Below are 16,957 nucleotides of genomic sequence, written 5' to 3'. Positions count from 1 at the left end.
CTGGCATGATAATCACTCCTTTCAGACCTTTTTTGATACCTCTTCTCTGGTACCAAGGATATTTTACCATGTCCGAACCTCTTTTTGTTTTCTATGTGGTCGCGTATTTATGGCGATCTGTACTTAGCTCACATCGGTAATCTTATTGGAATTAGTGATACGGAAAGAGAAGTATTGGTTAAGGGATATTTTTAGCTGATAAAATATGGCAAAGAAATGCAGGAATTCACCAGAATCGCCATAGTCAAGCTGAGTGCCATTGGGGATGTGGTCCATGCCCTGCCGGTGGCCAGTGCTTTGCGGGAGCGGTTTCCGGGGGCGCATCTGGCCTGGATCGTGCAGGGGAAGTGCCGGGAAATTCTTGAAGGGAACCCTGACTTGGATGAAATCATCGTTTTTGACAAGGACCGCTGGCTGATCGAGCTTCCCTACCTCCACAGGAGCGGCTCGGTTATCCGGGATGCGTATCGTTTTGTCCGTGGTTTGCAGGGATGTGGTTTTGATCTGGCCATTGACCTCCAGGGACTGATCAAAAGCGGCCTTTTGACCTGGCTGACCAGGGCAGGCACGAGGATCGGATTCAGCGCCGACTGCTGCCGTGAACCTGCCAATGCCCGGTTTACCAACTGTCACGTTACTCCTGCAGCCGATGATGTCCATATCGTTGACCGCTGCCTGAGCCTGGTTCGGGGATTGGGGGCGGATACAGGCCGAAAGCGGTTCAACATCCACATCCCGGAGGATGCGCGGGCCTACATCGCTAAATTCCTGGACAGCAGCAAAGTACCGCCCGACTCCCGGCTGGTGGTGATCAATCCCGGAGCAGGATGGGAGACCAAGCTCTGGGGTGAGGAAAACTTCGCCGGCCTTGCAGATCGGATCGTTTCGGATCTGGGAGGAAGGGTGATTTTCCTGTGGGGGCCTTCGGAGCTGCCGATGGTCAAGGCCATTCAGAAGAAGATGCAGCAGCCTTCGCTCAGGGCCTGCCCCACCAGCCTGAAGCAGTCTCTGGCCCTGATGCAGCGGGCACATCTCTTCATAGCCGGAGATACCGGGCCGCTGCACATGGCGGCTGCTCTGGGTACACCCTGCGTCGGGCTCTATGGGCCCTCCACCCCTGAGCGAAACGGGCCGTATGGGGATATCCACCGGGTAGTACAGGCCGATGTTTCCTGCAGGGGATGTTTTCGCAGGTTTTGCAGCCGGAAAATCTGCATGATGTCAATTTCAGTCGATCAGGTGATGGAAGCTGTTAGCGGAATGCTGTCGGGGACTCTTCAGTCCGGGGCCGTTATAAACTCAAAACCCAGAAAATACAGGGAGGAATGGTAAAAATGAAATGTCTCGTTACCGGAGCGGCCGGTTTTGTGGGCTCCAGCTTGTCGGAGGAGCTCGTCAGACTTGGCCACCATGTTGTTGGGGTCGATTGCTTCCTTGACTACTATCCCCGTATTTTTAAAGAGGACAATCTTGAGAAATTGCGCACCAGCAGCCAGTTTACCCTGGTGGAGCAATCAATCCTGCACGCGGATCTCGGGAGATTACTGGAAGGGGTGGATGTGGTTTTCCATCTGGCCGCTCAGGCCGGAGTGCGGGCCAGTTGGGGCAAGGATTTTGAGATTTATACGGAAAACAATATCCGGGCTACCCAGCGGCTGCTTGAAGCCTGTAAGGATATCAGGCTGAAGAAGTTCGTTTATGCCTCTTCCTCCTCGGTTTACGGCGATGCTCTGTCTCTGCCCATGAAAGAGACCGACTATCCCAGCCCTGTTTCTCCCTATGGGGTGTCCAAGCTGGCGGCGGAGCATCTGGCCTATCTTTACTGGAAAAATTTTAACATTCCCACCATCTCGCTTCGGTATTTCACGGTTTTTGGCCCCAGGCAGAGGCCGGACATGGCTTTTCACAAGTTCCTGGCTGCTTCGCTTATGGACAGGCCGATCGAAATGTATGGATCGGGAGAGCAGACCAGGGATTTTACCTTTATCACCGATATCGTCAAGGCCCACATTCTGGCTGTGGAAAGCCCGGCTGCGGGAGAGGTCTTTAACATCGGCGGCGGCAACCGGATCAGTCTGGCCCGGGTAATTCCCATTGTTGAGGAAACCTGCGGAAAGAAGCTGGCCATTGCCGCAAAACCAGCCCAGAAAGGGGACGCCAATCATACCTATGCTGATATCACCAAAGCGGCCAGGATTTTGCATTTTCAGCCTACAGTCTCGGTTCGAGAGGGGCTTTCGAGAGAATTTGCCTGGCTGAAAGATTTTTACACCAAAAAGGGGAAAGAAAATGTCTATCGATAAAGAATTGCTGGAAATTCTGGTTTGCCCGAAATGTAAGGGAGATATTGAATTAACTCCCGAAGAGGACGGGTTTATCTGTAATCACTGCAAACTGAAATACCCTATTCGTGATGGCATTCCGGTTATGCTCATTGAAGAAGCTATCAAGCTGAACAATTGAAACTTCCTTCACCTGCCGGAAGGGGAACTTCTCACCACGGAGAAGGGGGAGGACGCTAGCCTCGTGAGCTTCCTGTCCCCTCTCCGTGGTTTTTTCCGAATGTTTTCCATAGCTTCAGCAGCCGTTTTTCTCCCCCCTAACGAGGTAAAAATAAGAGCCTTATCGGATCTTACCGACTATTCACGGGTGACTACCCACAGCGTGCTGGATTCCCGGTTGTCGGCGCTTTTCCACAGGTGGGGGATAATGGCCTCGAAGAAAATAGTGTCTCCCTCACTGACTCTTACTTTCTCATTACCCAGTTCCACTTCGACCGCTCCCGAAAGGACATAACCGAATTTAAATCCTTCATGGGTGATATATTCCTCGAAGGATTTCTGGTTCGCTGCCAGATATGAGATAAAAATCTCATTCTTATAGTCTTTTTTGTCCTTGATCAGAAATTCCAGCTTATTATCCGAGTTATCGAACAGAAGCTTCTCTCGTTCTCCTTTGCGGGTGAGGATCCATTTTTTGTGCTTTTCGATCTCGAAAAACTCAATCGGATGGACACTCAGGGCCATGGCAATCTTGTTAATGGTCGTGATCGAGGGAGATATTTTTCCGTTTTCGATCATGGAGATAGAGCTTTCGGTCAATCCCGATCTGGTACTCAATTGTTTGATCTTGATCCCCTTGCTCTTTCGGATACTCTTGATCTTTTCTCCCAGCTTGCTGAGGATATTATTCTTAACCTCAAGGTTGATGTTGCCTCTGATGATATCAAGTAATTCTTCGTTCTTGAAAGGCTTTTTCAGATAATCGATAGCTCCGTTTTTCATGGTCGATACAGCGGAGTCTACCGACGGATATCCGGTCAGGATTATCACCTTCGAGTGAGGGGATACCTTTTTAATCTCGGTGATTCCCTGGCTGCCATTGATATCAGGCAACTTCAGATCCAGGAGAACGATGTCGAAGATATCGTTTTTCAGTTTATAGAGGGAATCATTAATGTTGGTTACCGAGGAAACCTTGTAACCATCCTTTACCAGAAGCTCGACAATAAATTCACTCAGGTCCTGGTCATCATCGACCACCAGAATGTTAGCTTTATCAAATACCATTTTTTTCTCCTTCTCGCAGAGATTAATTTAATCATTTGGTTCTATTGAATTAATAAAACCCTTTATAAGATCAAGATAGATTATACCATATTATTACTTTTTTGCAATACCCTCTTTTAATATATTATAAATACAATTTGATTTAAAAGCTTAGGATCGATTCAGAGTATTCTATTTTCAGGTAAGGGTTTAGAAAAAAAGCAGATATCTAATTGAATTAATGTTTTATCTGGATTTTAAAATCGATATTGAATGGAGCAAAATATTATTATGCATGTCGAACATTTTATCCGCAATTCAAGATTCAAGAGGACACCTTATCTTTTCTTTTCGGCTAATTATGAGATGAGCATCGGCTTTTTTGAAATACTTTCAGCAATAGAGTATAATATTTATACAATCGGCAGCAGTGACAACCCCAGGGCATTCATAAAATTTTGGGCTGGGGCCAGTCCTGCCTGGGTGGCGGAATAAAACAGCTCCGGCAGATGAGGGGCGAACGAATAGAGAGTATACAGAGAAAGAGGAATGCTGCGTTCGGCCGGGTTGGTGGCGAAGTAGTCTTTATTCAGCAGGGGATAATAGAAGGGGGTGGCAAAGTAGGGGTTAACAGTTTGCGTGCTGTCCTGACTATCCACCAGAGAATTCCAGACGTAGTTGAATGGAGATGGGGAAAACTGATAAAGTCCCTTCAGGGAGCTTGGGTCAAAGGTTCGGTACTGAGACGGACTGTAAAGGATATCAAGGGAAAGAGTAACATCGTTCAGGTTGATGGATGGATCAAACTGTCCGAAAGAGGACATGGGTACCATCGTGTTGTAATAGTAAGGACTGAGATAGAGTGACAGATAAGCTGTAGAAAGGAGCGGGTTTGTTGCCCCCGGATAGGGGTAGAGTTGTGCACAGGTATTCCCTGAAAGAAGAGTAGCGGACCAGAGAAACAGAATACCGGTCACCAGGAGTAAAGGCGATCTTTTATTCATGTACTTAGAGTTCCTTTTTGGTATTGTGAAGAAAATTATCAGTTATGATTTATTTATGGAGATTATACACTATTTTCCGTAAAATATCAATGGCATAATTTTAATACCAGATTACTTGGGCCGGGAATCCCATTTACAAATCGGGCATGTTTTGTTATATTCAATCAAAGAGACTTCATAATTTTATCATCTAATACTAACAATTATGACTTGGTAAGGTAAAAAGAAAGTTTATGGACAATACGGGTAATAAGGATTTTGTGGTAAAAGAGGATCTATCCGCAGAAGGAACAGAGCGCTCCTCAAGGATTCGATTATTGCTGGTCGAGGACAGTCCCCAGCACCAGCAGCTTATTAAGGATGCCTTACTGAGCGGTCCCCTGGACATGGATATCACCGCCGCAGACAGTGGAGAGAAAGGCCTTGAGTTATTGGGAAAGGATAAATACGATGTGATTCTGCTCAATTACTCCCTTCCCCAAATGAATGGACTTGAGTTTCTCTGGTCCATGAGAAAAAGAAACCTCAACATCCCTACCATTATGATCACCGGACATGGCAACGAGCAGGTCGCTGTCCAGGCCATGAAAATGGGGGCTTATGATTATGTGAATAAGGGGGGGGATTACTTGACCAGGCTCTATATGGTGATTCAGAGGACGCTGGAGCGGCATGACCTGAAGATTCAGCAGGAGGAGCTCCGACAGCGGACCGCTTACGTCAACGTGCGGTTGCAGCAGGAAAAAAGAAAGCTGGAGAATATCATCAGCGCAATTGGAGCAGGGTTAATAATTATTGATAGTAACTACAAAGTAATCTGGTCGAACCGGACTATGGAGGAGTGGTTCAGATCAGACCGTACCCTCGAAGGGATGCCGTGTTATATATTATTTAAACGGGGCTCCCGGAATTGTGAAAAATGCATGATGCGGGCTACCTTTGAAAGCGGCATAGTTCACAGGGTAAGACACAGCCTGGTCAATAGTGAAGGAGAACGCAAGCACTATCAACTGACTACTACACCGCTTATGGATATCAACGGCAACATTATCCAGGTATTGTGTCTGGTGCAGGACATTACCCAGCAGGTCGGCATGCAGCTCAAATTAATCCAGGCAGGCAAACTGGCGGCCATCGGAGAGTTGGCGAGCGGCCTGGCCCATCAGTTGAATAATCCCCTGGTGGGTGTTCTGAACTATGTTCAATTGCTGCAAAGAAAAATCGGGCCGAATGATCCGAACCGGGAAATGCTCGATATAGTCGAAAGAGGGGCCCTCCAGTGCAAGGATATTGTCAAGAACCTTTTGAATTTTTCGCGGCCTCATCATTTCAACTTTGAACTGCTGGACTTGCAGGCTGTTATCGACAGCACTATTGTCCTGATCGAAAATACCCTCAAGGTTGGGAACATAAAAATCATTCGGGATACTGGCCGGACACTGCCTCCCATAGAAGGAAATGTAACCCAGATTCAGCAGGTATTTTTAAATCTTCTGATGAATGCCTTCCATGCCATGCCGACGGGAGGAACGATCAGGATATCTTCCGAAATCGTCCGCGATCAGGCAGCCGACCAGGATTACGTGATTATCAAATTTACTGATTCCGGCTCCGGTATACCAAAATCTATTATAGACAAAATATTCGATCCTTTTTTCACCACGAAAGATAAGGATTCTGGAACCGGGCTCGGCCTAAGCATCGCTTACGGTATTATAAAAGCCCATAATGGGACAATTGAAGTGGAGAGCGAGGAAGGAAAGGGAGCAACATTCATGGTTCACTTTCCGATCGCCCATCCGAAGGATGGTTTTTAAACCGGTCGTCAAGGCTGACGGATGACCGATTCTCTCTGCATTCAGGAGAGGTGAAACAGAGATGAAAAAAAACAAAAGAGTACTGGTCATTGATGACGAGGAATATACCCGGGGGTTTTCTCCAAGGCTTTTGGATGAGGTGTGAAGCAGGAATGAAAAGAAAGGATAAGATACTGCTTATTGATGATGATGGATTCACTCAGGGATTCTTTAAAAATCTTCTCGGTGATGAGGGATATGGAGTAACCATTGCTGGTGATGGAGATGAGGGTATTCGGCTCTTTACTCAGGAAATATTCGGTCTGGTGCTCCTTGACTTGAAAATACCCGGCAGTATGGATGGGATGCAGGTCCTGCGGCGGCTGAAAACCATGCAGCCGGAGACGGTGATAATCATGATCAGCGGGCACGGGGCCTCGGACGTTGCGGTCGAGGCAGTAAAGAGGGGGGCTGAAGATTTCATCTCCAAACCCTTTGACAGCCCTGAGGAGATCCTTCTGCGCATCGAGAAGGCCCTGGAACATCGGGACATCCGCAGGGAGCTTGACTCCGTGCGCGCACAGCTAGAAGAGCTCCAGGCCCCTGGAATGATCGATACATCTGTCAGAATGCAGGAGGTCTTTAAGATTTTCAAAGAGGCAGCACAAGCCGATAACAGTGAGATTTGCCCATTAAATTATCGGGCTGCCAAAGAAATGTTTGAAAAGTTTTATCTGAAAAACCTCCTGCGGGCATGCGGCGGCAATATTACTACCACCACGGCCAGGACATCAGGATTAGGCCGTGCGACTCTCATCCGAAAGCTGAAAAAGTTTCAGATTGAAAAATCGCCACTCTAATGGTCAATGACCACTAGTCAGTATGGAGGATGTATTTCCCGATCACCCATACCAAGGATAGCTTTTCAATCCAACGGACGGGTAACAAGATTGATCGAGGTTATCTTATTTGATTCAGGAAAGGTAATGCAGGAATGAAGAAGAAGAAGAGAGTACTGGTTATCGATGATGAGGAAATCCCCCGGGGGTATTTTAAAAGTCTTTTAGGTGATGAAGGCTATACAGTAATAACCGCTGAAGATGGAGATGAGGGTTTAAGGCTCTTTACTCAGGAGATATTCGATCTGGTACTCCTTGACCTGCAACTGCCTGGCAGCATGGATGGGATGCAGGTCCTGCGGCGGCTGAAAATAATGCAGCCGGATGTAGTGGTAGTCATGATCAGCGGACACGGGACTGCGGATATTGCGGTCCAGGCAGTAAAGACGGGGGCTGAAGATTTTATCTCCAAGCCTTTCCCTCGACCTGCGGAAATCCTCCTGCGCATCGAGAAGGTCCTGGAACATCAAAAAATCGTAAGAGAAAATGCTATTCTCCAGGGGCAACTGGCCCTCCAGCTTGAAAACAGTGCCATGATCGGCACCTCTGCCAAGATTCAGGAAGCCCTTGACCTTATCAGGAGGGTCGCTCCGAGTGATATCAGTATCCTGCTGACAGGAGAAAACGGAACTGGTAAGGAACTGGCTGCCAGGGAGATTTACAAAAATAGCCGCCGCGCTGGCAAGAAATTCCTCCGCGTCAATTGTGGTGCGTTCCCGCAGGAAATCCTGGAAACCATCCTGTTTGGCTGCGTACCTAATGCACCGTTTACCAGTGCTCCGCCGCAAGGATGTAAGGGACTCTTTGAGGAGGCGGACGGCGGGACTCTCCTGCTGGATGAAATCGCGGAGGCATCCCCGAGCTTTCAGGTAAAATTGCTCAGGGTTCTCCAGGAAGGCGAGTTTCAAAGAGTGGGCGGGCATGAGACGCTGTATTGTGATGTGCGGATTATCTGCGCTACCAATAAGGACCTTTCCAGGGCTGTGGAGGATGGAAAGTTCCGGGAAGATCTTCACTACCGGATCAATGCAGTCACCATCAAATTACCTCCCCTCAGGGAGAGGAAAGAGGATATCCCTGTTTTGGCGCACTCCTTTTTGAAAAAGTTTGTCGAGAAAGAGAAGAAAAAAGTTATCGGCATCTCCACTGAAGCCATGAAACTGATGATGGATTTCCACTGGCCTGGAAATGTCCGCCAGCTCGAAAATATAATCCGGCGGGGGGTCGCCCTTTGTGAGGGAGATACGATTGATGTATCCTGTCTCCCTGATGAAATTCGCGCCACGCGTCACTATGAAATTGATAACACTGACATTTTTACCCAAACCTACAAAAAAGCCAAAGAAACCTTTGAAAAGAGCTACCTGGAAGACCTCCTGAAGGCCTGTAACGGCGACAAAAAAATGATGGCCAGGATATCAGGATTAGACCTTACGACTATCTTCCGGAAGCTCAGAAAATACAATATCGAAGTCGCTGGTAATGGCAACCGGATCAGGAATCATGAGCTTGCAGACCGGGAGAATGAGTCTTTATACTGAATCCGGCATTTTGACTCCTGATGCGAAGGAATTTTTCCCGAACAGACCGAAGGAGTATAAGGGGAAGATGCTGACGGTACACCGTAGGGATAGAAAGGAAGGGATCGGCAATGGAAGAGGCCAGATTCTATGAAAAAAGGCCGGACCAGAAAGTCCAATGCTACCTGTGCAGCCACCGGTGCCTGATTCAGCCGGGGAGGATCGGGGTGTGCGGGGTGCGAAGAAACATTGATGGCACACTGTATAGCCTGGTATATGGGAAAGCAATTGCCGACCAGGTAGATCCAATTGAAAAAAAACCATTTTTCCATTTTTACCCTGGCAGCCGGAGTTTTTCCATAGCTACGGTGGGCTGCAATTTCCGCTGTCTGAATTGCCAGAATTTTTCGATCTCGCAGGTAGCCAATGAAGGCGGTCAGATTATCGGCAGGGGCCTTCATCCTGAGGAGATCGTCGAATCAGCCATGATCAACCGCTGCGAAAGCATTGCCTACACCTATACGGAACCGACCATCTTTCTGGAGTATGTACTGGATACCGCTCAGCTGGCCAGACGCAGGGGAATCAAAAACGTCCTGGTAACCAATGGCTACATTACCCCGGAGGCCCTGCGGGCGGCCTACTCCCTGATCGATGCCGCCAATATTGACCTGAAAGGCTTCAACGAACAGCGGCACCTCAAGATGTGCGGGGCACGGCTTGCGCCGGTACTGGATTCCATCCGGTTATACCACGAGCTGGGAATCTGGATTGAAGTCACCACCCTGGTTATTCCTCATCATAACGATTCTCCTGAGGAGCTGAATGAAATCGCTCATTTTCTGGTGGACATTGACCCGGCCATTCCCTGGCATGTAACCATGTTTTGTCCAGCCTATAAATTGACCGATGTGCCAAGAACGCCGAAGGAGACGCTCCACAAGGCCAGGGAAATCGGCCTGAAGGCCGGACTGCGGTATGTCTATACCGGAAACATACCGGGAGATGAGGGGGAGAATACCTATTGCTACCAGTGCGGGATTCCACTGATCAAACGAAAGGGCTTCTTTCTGAAGGATAATATCGTCAAGGATGCCCACTGTCCTTCCTGTGGTGCTGCAATCGATGGAGTCGGCCTTGGATAATCACCATCCTGAATACGAATATATCGAGCACACGGGAGACATCGGCGTGAGGGTCTTTGGCCGTGAGCTTAAAGGACTGTTTGAGAACGCCGGCAAAGCCTTTTTCGACATCCTCACTGAACGGGAGAGTATTCAGCCATCCCTGCAAAAACAGATTGTGGTGGAAAGTCATGGCTGGGAGCGCCTGCTCGTAGCCTGGCTGAGTGAGCTTCTCTATCTGTTCGAAGTGGATCAGTGGCTGTTTCAAACATGCGAAATCCGGTCTTTGGGTGAAAACCGGGTGGAAGCCGTTGGCCGGGGAGAACACTACGCCCCGGACCGGCACGAGATCAAGACCGGCATCAAGGCCGTGACTCACCATCAGCTTTCCATCCACAAAGTGAACGAAATATGGGAAGCAACCATTATTTTTGATGTGTAAAGGGTAAAATCCATGCCAGAAGCAGCAGCGAACCCAAAAGTACAAAAAATCGATGATTACCGCTGGCGGATCCCCCGCGAAGGGAAAATGAGAACGGACGGGATTATCTATGCCGATCAGCAGATGATGGAGGATATTCAGCGGGATATGAGCCTTGTCCAGGTAGCCAATGTAGCCTGCCTGCCCGGTATTGTCGGCCATTCCCTGGCTATGCCGGATATCCATTGGGGCTATGGGTTTCCGATTGGCGGGGTGGCGGCCTTTAATCTCGATGAAGGCGTTGTTTCCCCTGGAGGGGTCGGCTACGATATCAACTGCGGGGTCCAGCTGATGCGGTCTAATCTCCGCAAAGGCGATATCCAGGCTGACCTGCAAAAGCTGATTGAGGCCATCTTTCGCAATATCCCCTCCGGCGTAGGTTCACGGAGAAAAGACCTGAAGCTTGGCCCTGCGGACGAGCGCGAGGTTCTGACCAGGGGAGCTGCCTGGGCTGTTCAGCAGGGATACGGGGCAGAGCAGGACCTTGCCCATATCGAAGATCGCGGCTGCATTGCCGGGGCTGATCCTGACCTTCTCTCGAAAAAAGCCCTGGAGCGGGGAAGACCTGAAATAGGGACTTTAGGCTCCGGGAACCATTTTGTGGAAATCGCCTCGGTTGCTGAAATATTCGACATGGAGGCAGCCAGGGTGCTCGGACTTGAGCCGGATGGCATTACGGTCATGATCCATTCCGGATCCCGGGGGCTTGGGCATCAGGTCTGCGAGGATAATCTCGATGTCATGCTGGATGCTGCCCAAAAATACGGCATCGAGCTTCCTGACCGGCAGTTGGCCTGTGCACCCGTTCAGTCGAAAGAGGGGAAAAATTACCTCGCGGCCATGGCCTGCGCAGCCAATTTCGCCTTCACCAACCGGCAACTGATGGGCCACTGGGTGCGGCAGAGCTTTCAGCAGGTGCTCGACCGGTCAGCCCAGGATATTGGCCTGGATCTTATTTACGATGTCTGCCATAACATAGCCAAGATCGAAGAATTTATCATCGACGGCCAAAAACGTAAAGTCTGCGTCCACCGCAAAGGGGCCACCCGGGCCTTCCCGGCCCATCATCCGCTCATTCCCGCAGATTACCGGAGCATCGGCCAGCCGGTCCTGATTCCCGGCGATATGGGCCGGTATTCCTTTGTTCTGCTCGGTACAGAAAAAGCCATGACCGATACCTTCGGCAGCACCTGTCATGGAGCAGGGAGAGTCATGAGCCGCCATCAGGCCGCAAAAGTGGCCAAGGGCCGGGCCATCATCCGGGAAATGGAAGACCGGGGTATCCTGGTCCGCTCGCCGGGCAAGCGTACCGTGGTGGAAGAAATCTCCGAGGCATACAAGGATGTGGCCGATGTGGTCAGAGTCGCCCACGAAGCAGGGATCAGCCGCAAAGTCGCCAAATTGACCCCCCTGGCCGTGCTGAAGGGGTAGGGGAAGTGGTTAGTGGTCAGTGATCAGTAAAAAAGACAGGAGACAGTTATCGGTAAAACAAGGAGCAGGTACCCACCGTAGGGGCGCAGACCCCCGGCGCCTGGCCTCTGCCCCGGAGGTAGACGACCGGATTCCCGCTTTCGCGGGAATGACGCAGGGAGCCCCTGTTGTGGCCGCTGAGACTTTTTTTAAAGTGTCCGGTAGAGAGACAGGTATTTATTCTGACTGGCCACTGATCACTGACCACTTTCCTTATGAATCATCTCCCCCGCAGCCAGGGTTTTTCCCCCGGTGAAGCGTAAAATTCCTCCATGATATCCAGAATCCTGTTTGGTTGGATCTTTTGCCGGTACAGTGGGCCTGCCTGAAGGGCCGGGATATTCTCTTCAATGGTCGGCCTTGGATGGAGGTAGAAGACTCCCAGCGGGATGCGGTCTCCCCACTCCCGGGCTTTGTAGAAGGCTTTCAACGGGTTTCCCGGATCGAATTCCTTATCCTCTTCCAGGTGATAGACCCGCTCCTGATACCATCTGAAGGTATTGACATGATTGAAGGTCGGGCAAGGCTGGAGGACATCGATCAACGAGAATCCCTTGTGCTGAATCCCCTTTTTGATGAGCTCGGCCAGATAGCTCAGATCGCCTGCATATCCCCTGGCGACAAAGCTGCAATTCATGCTGATAGCGATGGCCAGCGGGTTGAATGGTTCATTGAAGACCCCGTGGGTCTGCACTTTGGTTGTGAAACCCTTATCCGAAGTTGGCGATGCCTGTCCCTTGGTCAGACCATAGACTTTGTTATCGTGCACGATGCAGGTAATGTCAGGATTCCGGCGGATGTTATGGAGGAAATGGTTCCCCCCCTCGCCATAGCAATCCCCGTCTCCGTTATGGACAATGACCGTCATCTCCGGGTTGGCCAGCTTGGCAGCCAATGCCACTGGCAGAGCCCGGCCATGCAGACCGTTGAAGAAGTTGCACCGCAGATAGTGAGGAAGTTTGCTGGCCTGACCGATGCCTGAAACCATGAGTATCTTTTCAGGCGGCAATTGCAGATCGAGCAGGGCTTTTTTAACGGCATTCAGAATGCCGAAATTCCCGCAGCCCGGACACCATGCTTCTTTGGTTCCCTGATAATCATCCCTGGTCAGCATTTACCGTATCACCTCCTGAACAGTCTCAAAAAGATACTGAACCGAGAAAGGCCGCCCGTCAGCCTGCAGAATTTTTTCATCCATGGCCATGCCGGTTTTTTCCCGGATGATGCTGGCCAACTGCCCGGTAGCGTTATTTTCGATGCAAATCAATTCATCACGGTCTCTGAGCAGGTCCTTGACCTGCCGGGAGGGGAAAGGCCAGATCTGGGTAAAATGCAGCATGGCCACATCTTCCCCTTCGTCATGCAGTTTTTTCATGGTCTCATGGACGATTCCCCACGTCGAGCCCCAGCAGATAATGATGTTTTTCGCTTTCAGGTGACCATAGATATTCGGAGGAAGAATATCCTGCTCCATCATCTGCTCCTTTTTCATCCTCTTGGCTGCCTGCCTGCTTCTGGTTTCCCGGTCCTCGATGATATGACCATACTCGTCATGCTCATCCGAATCAGCCATGACCAGGTGACGGCTTTGCCCCGGGATAGTCCGGGGGGATATTCCGGTCTCGCTCAATGCATATCTGCGGTACTCTTCCTTCATCCGGCCAAGTTCCTCTTCCGAGAGCAGGCAGCGGTCAATGGTGATTTTGTCCGGGTCCAGTGGCCTGTCAAGAGAAAAATAGGAGTCAGCCAGATACTGATCGGTCAGAATAATGACCGGAATCTGATATTTTTCAGCCTGATTAAAGGCATGAGCCGTGAGGTAGAAAGCCTGCTCGGGAGTTCCCGGAGCGAGCACCATGCGGGGGAACTCGCCATGTGATGCATGGATGGCGTATTGCAATTCCGCCTGTTCGGTCCTGGTCGGAAGGCCGGTAGCCGGACCAGGGCGCTGACCAAGGACAACCACAATTGGCGTTTCGGTCATCCCGGCCAGGGAAAACCCTTCGGTCATCAGGTCAAACCCTCCGCCGGAAGTGGCGGTCATGGCCCGCGCCCCGGCAAAGCTTGCTCCAATGACCATATTGATGGCCGCAATCTCATCCTCGGCCTGCTCTACCACCACCCCAAACTGATCGGCCTTGGAAGCCATATAGGTAAGAATGCCGGTAGATGGGGTCATCGGATACCCGGAATAAAATTTACATCCGGCGGCCAGAGCCCCCAGAGCTACTCCCTCATTTCCGCTGACCAGCATCTTGGTCGGAGCATCGAGGGGCCGGACCTGAAAGGGGCAGACTTCCCTTTTTTCACGGCAGATCCGCAGTGCCTCTTCATGGCCCCTGCGGGCAGCCTGAGTGTTTTCCCGGATTATCTGCTCCCCTTTTTTCCCAAAGGTCAGCCGCAGGTAATCTTCCAGGTATTTTATCTCGTAGCCGAGCAGCCCCACGGTTGCGGCCAGAGCCACGGTATTGGCCAGAATCGGCCCGCCGCTTTCTCTGGCTATCCGGTCCATGGGTACACTCATGAGCTTCACTTTTCCCGATGGCGGGGCCTGAATCTTTTCTCCATCATAGATCACCACACTGTTGTCGTGCAGTTCGGGAAGATGAAGGTACAGGGTTTCCCTGTCCAGGGCTATCAGGACATCCACCCGGTCGGACATGGCCCAGATGGGATCGTCGGCAATCCGCATCTGAAAGATATTGTGGCCACCCCGGATCCGGGACTCATAATCCTGGCTGGAAAAAACATACCATCCCCCCCGGCTGAAGAGATTGGACAAAACACTGCCTATGGTGACCAGCCCCTGTCCCGCCTCCCCTCCAATCTTGATCGTTAACTCCTTGTCCATACTTTTTTTCTCCTTGCTGTTTGACCACGGTTTTAAGCCAAAGATCGACATTTGAGGAGAAAAGCTGCTACCTTGGAGGAGAAAAGTCCGGCAGGCGTATACCTGTGAGACAGGACGAAAGGGTTTTGACTGCTGCTGTGCTGTTGGTCAGTGAACTTTATGGCCGCTTCGAACCAGTTTTTGCAGTTCCCCTCCCGGGCTGAGCGGCTGAAAGAAGGGATATTGCTCCTGCAAGGCCCCGATAATCGAGTAGATGGTCATGAAATCATCTGAGGTTGAAATCTGAGTGGAGGAAATACTATGCTCGCTCCATTTTTCTGCCCAGGAGCAGAGAATGCGCAGCTCATGCCAGTTTATCGTAACGGTTACATCGTCTTCCATCGAGAGCGGTTGTCCGGTGTCACCGCAGGTCGGGCAACTTCTTTTCCCGCGCAATTGAGCGGCGGAAAACTCAGAGCGGCAGCGGATACAGCGGGCTATTTTCTGTTCCCTTTCCGGGTCATACTCGGTCATGGTTACGGTACTTCCTTTCCCTATTTCAAGGTTTCAGGTTTTTTGCCAGGGTATTGGTTTGATTTGACTCATCTTACCACCCCAGCGGGTGTTTGTCAAGGCCGCGAGTTGGGAGAAATTACTGATATAATCAGTATTTACTACAAGTGGACATCGATAATCAGGGGAAGATGGTCGGAGGCCAGGCGCGTCAGCGGCGTGCGGGGGGTCTCGATGCGGCGCACCGTAATCTCAGGGCTGATAAAGGCATGATCAATGCGGATAAAAGGGTACAGGGTTGGCCAGGTATTGGAAGGACGGCGGCTGCTCAGGCAGTGCTGAGCGTCAAGCAGCACTTTCCGGAACTTTTGGTAGACGGCAGAGCCGGGCATGGCATTGAAATCACCACAGATGATAAATGGCGGTCGGCAGGTCGGATGGGTCAGCCAGTCCGATCCAAGAAGGGCATCGGCCTGAACCATCCGCTCACGGCGGTTAAGCCCCAGGTGGGTATTAATAACCTGGATCGTTCGGCTGCCGAGGTTGACTATGCTCCGCAGTGCACCCCTTTTTTCCAGGGGGCGAAAAGCAGGGAATGTCGGAAGCGGTCCTGCGCTGGCCAAATGCATCGGATAACGGCTCAGGATGGCGTTGCCATAGCGCTCTTCTTCGATTTTGATGGCCGGATGGAAATGGAAATCCATATTCAGGTGATCGGCAATTGTCTGGGCCTGATCGACCCCGCCGGTACGGGCCCGGCCTACATCGACCTCCTGAAGGGCAACAATATCAGGATCGCACTGCGCAATGACCTCGGCTATCCGGAAAGGGGATGCTTTTCTGTCCCTTCCAATGCAACTGTGGACGTTGTAGGTCATAATGCGAACTGTTTTCGGAGTGATAACGAACGCCATAGGTGAGAATCAAAATAGCAGGTTTCCACTGAGATGTCAAGATTTGCAGTCAGGTTTTTCAGCCCGCATTGAAAGAAAGGAATTTGCCGCACGGGAAAATGCCTGGCGGGAATGTGTGGGAATCGAACCCACCGCAGACCTTGTCAGGGCCTGCCACTGGATTTGAAGTCCAGGGAAGCCACCAGTGCCCCATCCATTCCCAGTGTTTTATTTTAACAACTTATGCCCTTTCTGGCAAGTACCATTTTTCCCGATTGGAGCAGATTGTAGCAGGAGTCTAAGAGGCAGGAGAGGTGGAAGGCCCAAGAGCCTTCATAAAGTCCGGGTTGACCTGGCCAAGAAGCTTCACGAGGAAAAAAAGCATACTGTCAGCCAAATCTGTAATATCGTCGGAGTATCTCCACCTACGCTTTACGCCTATATCAAAATCAAATCTGGGAATAGTGGTAAGGCTTCGGTTTAAACCATGACGTCTAGGCCCTGGATCGATGTTGACGCATCGATTCGGGACCGACTACTTTAAAAGTGCTTTGCTCACAAAAGAGAAAATCTGCTGCATCCAGGAATTTTGAAGTTGTGCAAAGGAAAAGAAAATTGCAGCGATCCCAAAGATAACAGCAATACCAGTTCCTACTACCCACCAACGAGTAGTTTTATTATCAGCCTCAATTTTGTCTCCCTCTGTTTTAATTTCGTTAACTTTTTGATCTATATGCTTAATACTCTGGTCAAGTGGAGTGACTTACATTGCAGATCGAGGATACATGTGCTTCCAACTGCTTCATGCTATCCTCCGGGTCCAGGCCCACTTTGTTTTTCGAGTCAAATCAAATCTCCTCTACACCGTCCAGGAATCCC

16 protein-coding genes and 1 tRNA gene are annotated in these 16,957 nt (G+C 50.4%); 10 read left to right on the top strand and 7 right to left on the bottom strand.

Features of this window, described 5'->3' with window-relative positions:
• Positions 1-216: 216 nt before the first annotated feature.
• From AB1611_03025 to AB1611_03015, 3 genes are read left to right on the top strand one after another with little or no spacing between them, the layout of a single operon-like run.
• Positions 217-1,332, top strand: coding sequence for a glycosyltransferase family 9 protein (locus AB1611_03025; protein ID MEW6378563.1), 1,116 nt, complete (start codon positions 217-219; stop codon positions 1,330-1,332).
• A gap of 2 nt (positions 1,333-1,334) precedes the next feature.
• Positions 1,335-2,303, top strand: coding sequence for an NAD-dependent epimerase/dehydratase family protein (locus AB1611_03020; GenBank protein MEW6378562.1), 969 nt, complete (start codon positions 1,335-1,337; stop codon positions 2,301-2,303).
• Positions 2,290-2,463: a Trm112 family protein gene (locus AB1611_03015; protein MEW6378561.1), complete on the top strand. Its 174-nt coding sequence runs from the start codon at positions 2,290-2,292 to the stop codon at positions 2,461-2,463. Before AB1611_03020 ends, AB1611_03015 begins: the two co-directional genes overlap by 14 nt.
• A gap of 176 nt (positions 2,464-2,639) precedes the next feature.
• Here the strand turns inward: AB1611_03015 and AB1611_03010 are convergent, their stop codons facing one another.
• Positions 2,640-3,569: a response regulator gene (locus AB1611_03010; protein MEW6378560.1), complete on the bottom strand. Its 930-nt coding sequence runs from the start codon at positions 3,567-3,569 to the stop codon at positions 2,640-2,642.
• 392 nt (positions 3,570-3,961) lie between these two features.
• A complete protein-coding gene (locus tag AB1611_03005) occupies positions 3,962-4,552 on the bottom strand; it encodes a hypothetical protein (protein MEW6378559.1) in 591 nt (196 codons plus the stop codon).
• Between the two features lie 233 nt (positions 4,553-4,785).
• Between AB1611_03005 and AB1611_03000 the strand changes: the two genes are divergently transcribed.
• The 6 genes from AB1611_03000 to AB1611_02975 all read left to right on the top strand — a co-directional run bounded on the left by AB1611_03000 (position 4,786) and on the right by AB1611_02975 (position 11,803).
• Positions 4,786-6,369: an ATP-binding protein gene (locus AB1611_03000; protein ID MEW6378558.1), complete on the top strand. Its 1,584-nt coding sequence runs from the start codon at positions 4,786-4,788 to the stop codon at positions 6,367-6,369.
• A 152-nt stretch (positions 6,370-6,521) separates the two neighbouring features.
• Positions 6,522-7,208, top strand: a complete 687-nt coding sequence (locus AB1611_02995; protein ID MEW6378557.1) for a response regulator — start codon at positions 6,522-6,524, stop codon at positions 7,206-7,208.
• A gap of 134 nt (positions 7,209-7,342) precedes the next feature.
• Complete coding sequence (locus AB1611_02990) at positions 7,343-8,788, top strand: sigma-54 dependent transcriptional regulator (GenBank protein MEW6378556.1); 1,446 nt, start codon at positions 7,343-7,345, stop codon at positions 8,786-8,788.
• A 110-nt stretch (positions 8,789-8,898) separates the two neighbouring features.
• A complete protein-coding gene (gene amrS / locus AB1611_02985; protein ID MEW6378555.1) occupies positions 8,899-9,912 on the top strand; it encodes an AmmeMemoRadiSam system radical SAM enzyme in 1,014 nt (337 codons plus the stop codon).
• Positions 9,881-10,333: an archease gene (locus AB1611_02980; GenBank protein ID MEW6378554.1), complete on the top strand. Its 453-nt coding sequence runs from the start codon at positions 9,881-9,883 to the stop codon at positions 10,331-10,333. The genes amrS and AB1611_02980 overlap by 32 nt, the downstream gene beginning before the upstream one ends.
• Positions 10,334-10,345: 12 nt before the next feature.
• Entirely contained in the window at positions 10,346-11,803 is a 1,458-nt protein-coding gene (locus tag AB1611_02975) for an RtcB family protein (protein MEW6378553.1), read from the top strand.
• A gap of 259 nt (positions 11,804-12,062) precedes the next feature.
• On the opposite strand, the gene AB1611_02970 is transcribed toward AB1611_02975, so the two are convergent.
• From AB1611_02970 to AB1611_02950, 5 genes are all read right to left on the bottom strand, one after another.
• Positions 12,063-12,956, bottom strand: a complete 894-nt coding sequence (locus AB1611_02970) for a 2-oxoacid:ferredoxin oxidoreductase subunit beta (protein MEW6378552.1) — start codon at positions 12,954-12,956, stop codon at positions 12,063-12,065.
• Positions 12,957-14,693, bottom strand: a complete 1,737-nt coding sequence (locus tag AB1611_02965) for a 2-oxoacid:acceptor oxidoreductase subunit alpha (protein ID MEW6378551.1) — start codon at positions 14,691-14,693, stop codon at positions 12,957-12,959.
• A gap of 147 nt (positions 14,694-14,840) precedes the next feature.
• Complete coding sequence (locus AB1611_02960; protein MEW6378550.1) at positions 14,841-15,206, bottom strand: hypothetical protein; 366 nt, start codon at positions 15,204-15,206, stop codon at positions 14,841-14,843.
• A gap of 140 nt (positions 15,207-15,346) precedes the next feature.
• On the bottom strand, positions 15,347-16,063 hold the full coding sequence (locus tag AB1611_02955; protein MEW6378549.1) for an endonuclease/exonuclease/phosphatase family protein: 717 nt from the start codon (positions 16,061-16,063) through the stop codon (positions 15,347-15,349).
• A 139-nt stretch (positions 16,064-16,202) separates the two neighbouring features.
• Positions 16,203-16,300: transfer RNA gene (locus AB1611_02950), tRNA-Sec, on the bottom strand.
• Here AB1611_02950 and AB1611_02945 point away from each other — a divergent pair.
• Complete coding sequence (locus AB1611_02945; GenBank protein ID MEW6378548.1) at positions 16,284-16,562, top strand: helix-turn-helix domain-containing protein; 279 nt, start codon at positions 16,284-16,286, stop codon at positions 16,560-16,562. The two genes, AB1611_02950 and AB1611_02945, sit on opposite strands and share 17 nt — an antisense overlap.
• The last annotated feature ends 395 nt before the right edge of the window (positions 16,563-16,957 follow it).

The organism is bacterium (assembly GCA_040755755.1).
In the GTDB taxonomy this organism is placed as follows: domain Bacteria; phylum SZUA-182; class SZUA-182; order DTGQ01; family DTGQ01; genus DTGQ01.
Note: the sequence above shows the minus strand (reverse complement) of the source record. Positions and strands in the feature narration are given on the sequence as shown.

Coding starts and splice junctions, on each gene's coding strand:
- AB1611_03025 (MEW6378563.1), top strand. CDS start 217: ATGCAGGAATTCACCAGAATCGCCATAGTCAAGCTGAGTGCCATTGGG.
- AB1611_03020 (MEW6378562.1), top strand. CDS start 1,335: ATGAAATGTCTCGTTACCGGAGCGGCCGGTTTTGTGGGCTCCAGCTTG.
- AB1611_03015 (MEW6378561.1), top strand. CDS start 2,290: ATGTCTATCGATAAAGAATTGCTGGAAATTCTGGTTTGCCCGAAATGT.
- AB1611_03010 (MEW6378560.1), bottom strand. CDS start 3,569: ATGGTATTTGATAAAGCTAACATTCTGGTGGTCGATGATGACCAGGAC.
- AB1611_03005 (MEW6378559.1), bottom strand. CDS start 4,552: ATGAATAAAAGATCGCCTTTACTCCTGGTGACCGGTATTCTGTTTCTC.
- AB1611_03000 (MEW6378558.1), top strand. CDS start 4,786: ATGGACAATACGGGTAATAAGGATTTTGTGGTAAAAGAGGATCTATCC.
- AB1611_02995 (MEW6378557.1), top strand. CDS start 6,522: ATGAAAAGAAAGGATAAGATACTGCTTATTGATGATGATGGATTCACT.
- AB1611_02990 (MEW6378556.1), top strand. CDS start 7,343: ATGAAGAAGAAGAAGAGAGTACTGGTTATCGATGATGAGGAAATCCCC.
- amrS (MEW6378555.1), top strand. CDS start 8,899: ATGGAAGAGGCCAGATTCTATGAAAAAAGGCCGGACCAGAAAGTCCAA.
- AB1611_02975 (MEW6378553.1), top strand. CDS start 10,346: ATGCCAGAAGCAGCAGCGAACCCAAAAGTACAAAAAATCGATGATTAC.
- AB1611_02970 (MEW6378552.1), bottom strand. CDS start 12,956: ATGCTGACCAGGGATGATTATCAGGGAACCAAAGAAGCATGGTGTCCG.
- AB1611_02965 (MEW6378551.1), bottom strand. CDS start 14,693: ATGGACAAGGAGTTAACGATCAAGATTGGAGGGGAGGCGGGACAGGGG.
- AB1611_02960 (MEW6378550.1), bottom strand. CDS start 15,206: ATGACCGAGTATGACCCGGAAAGGGAACAGAAAATAGCCCGCTGTATC.
- AB1611_02955 (MEW6378549.1), bottom strand. CDS start 16,063: ATGACCTACAACGTCCACAGTTGCATTGGAAGGGACAGAAAAGCATCC.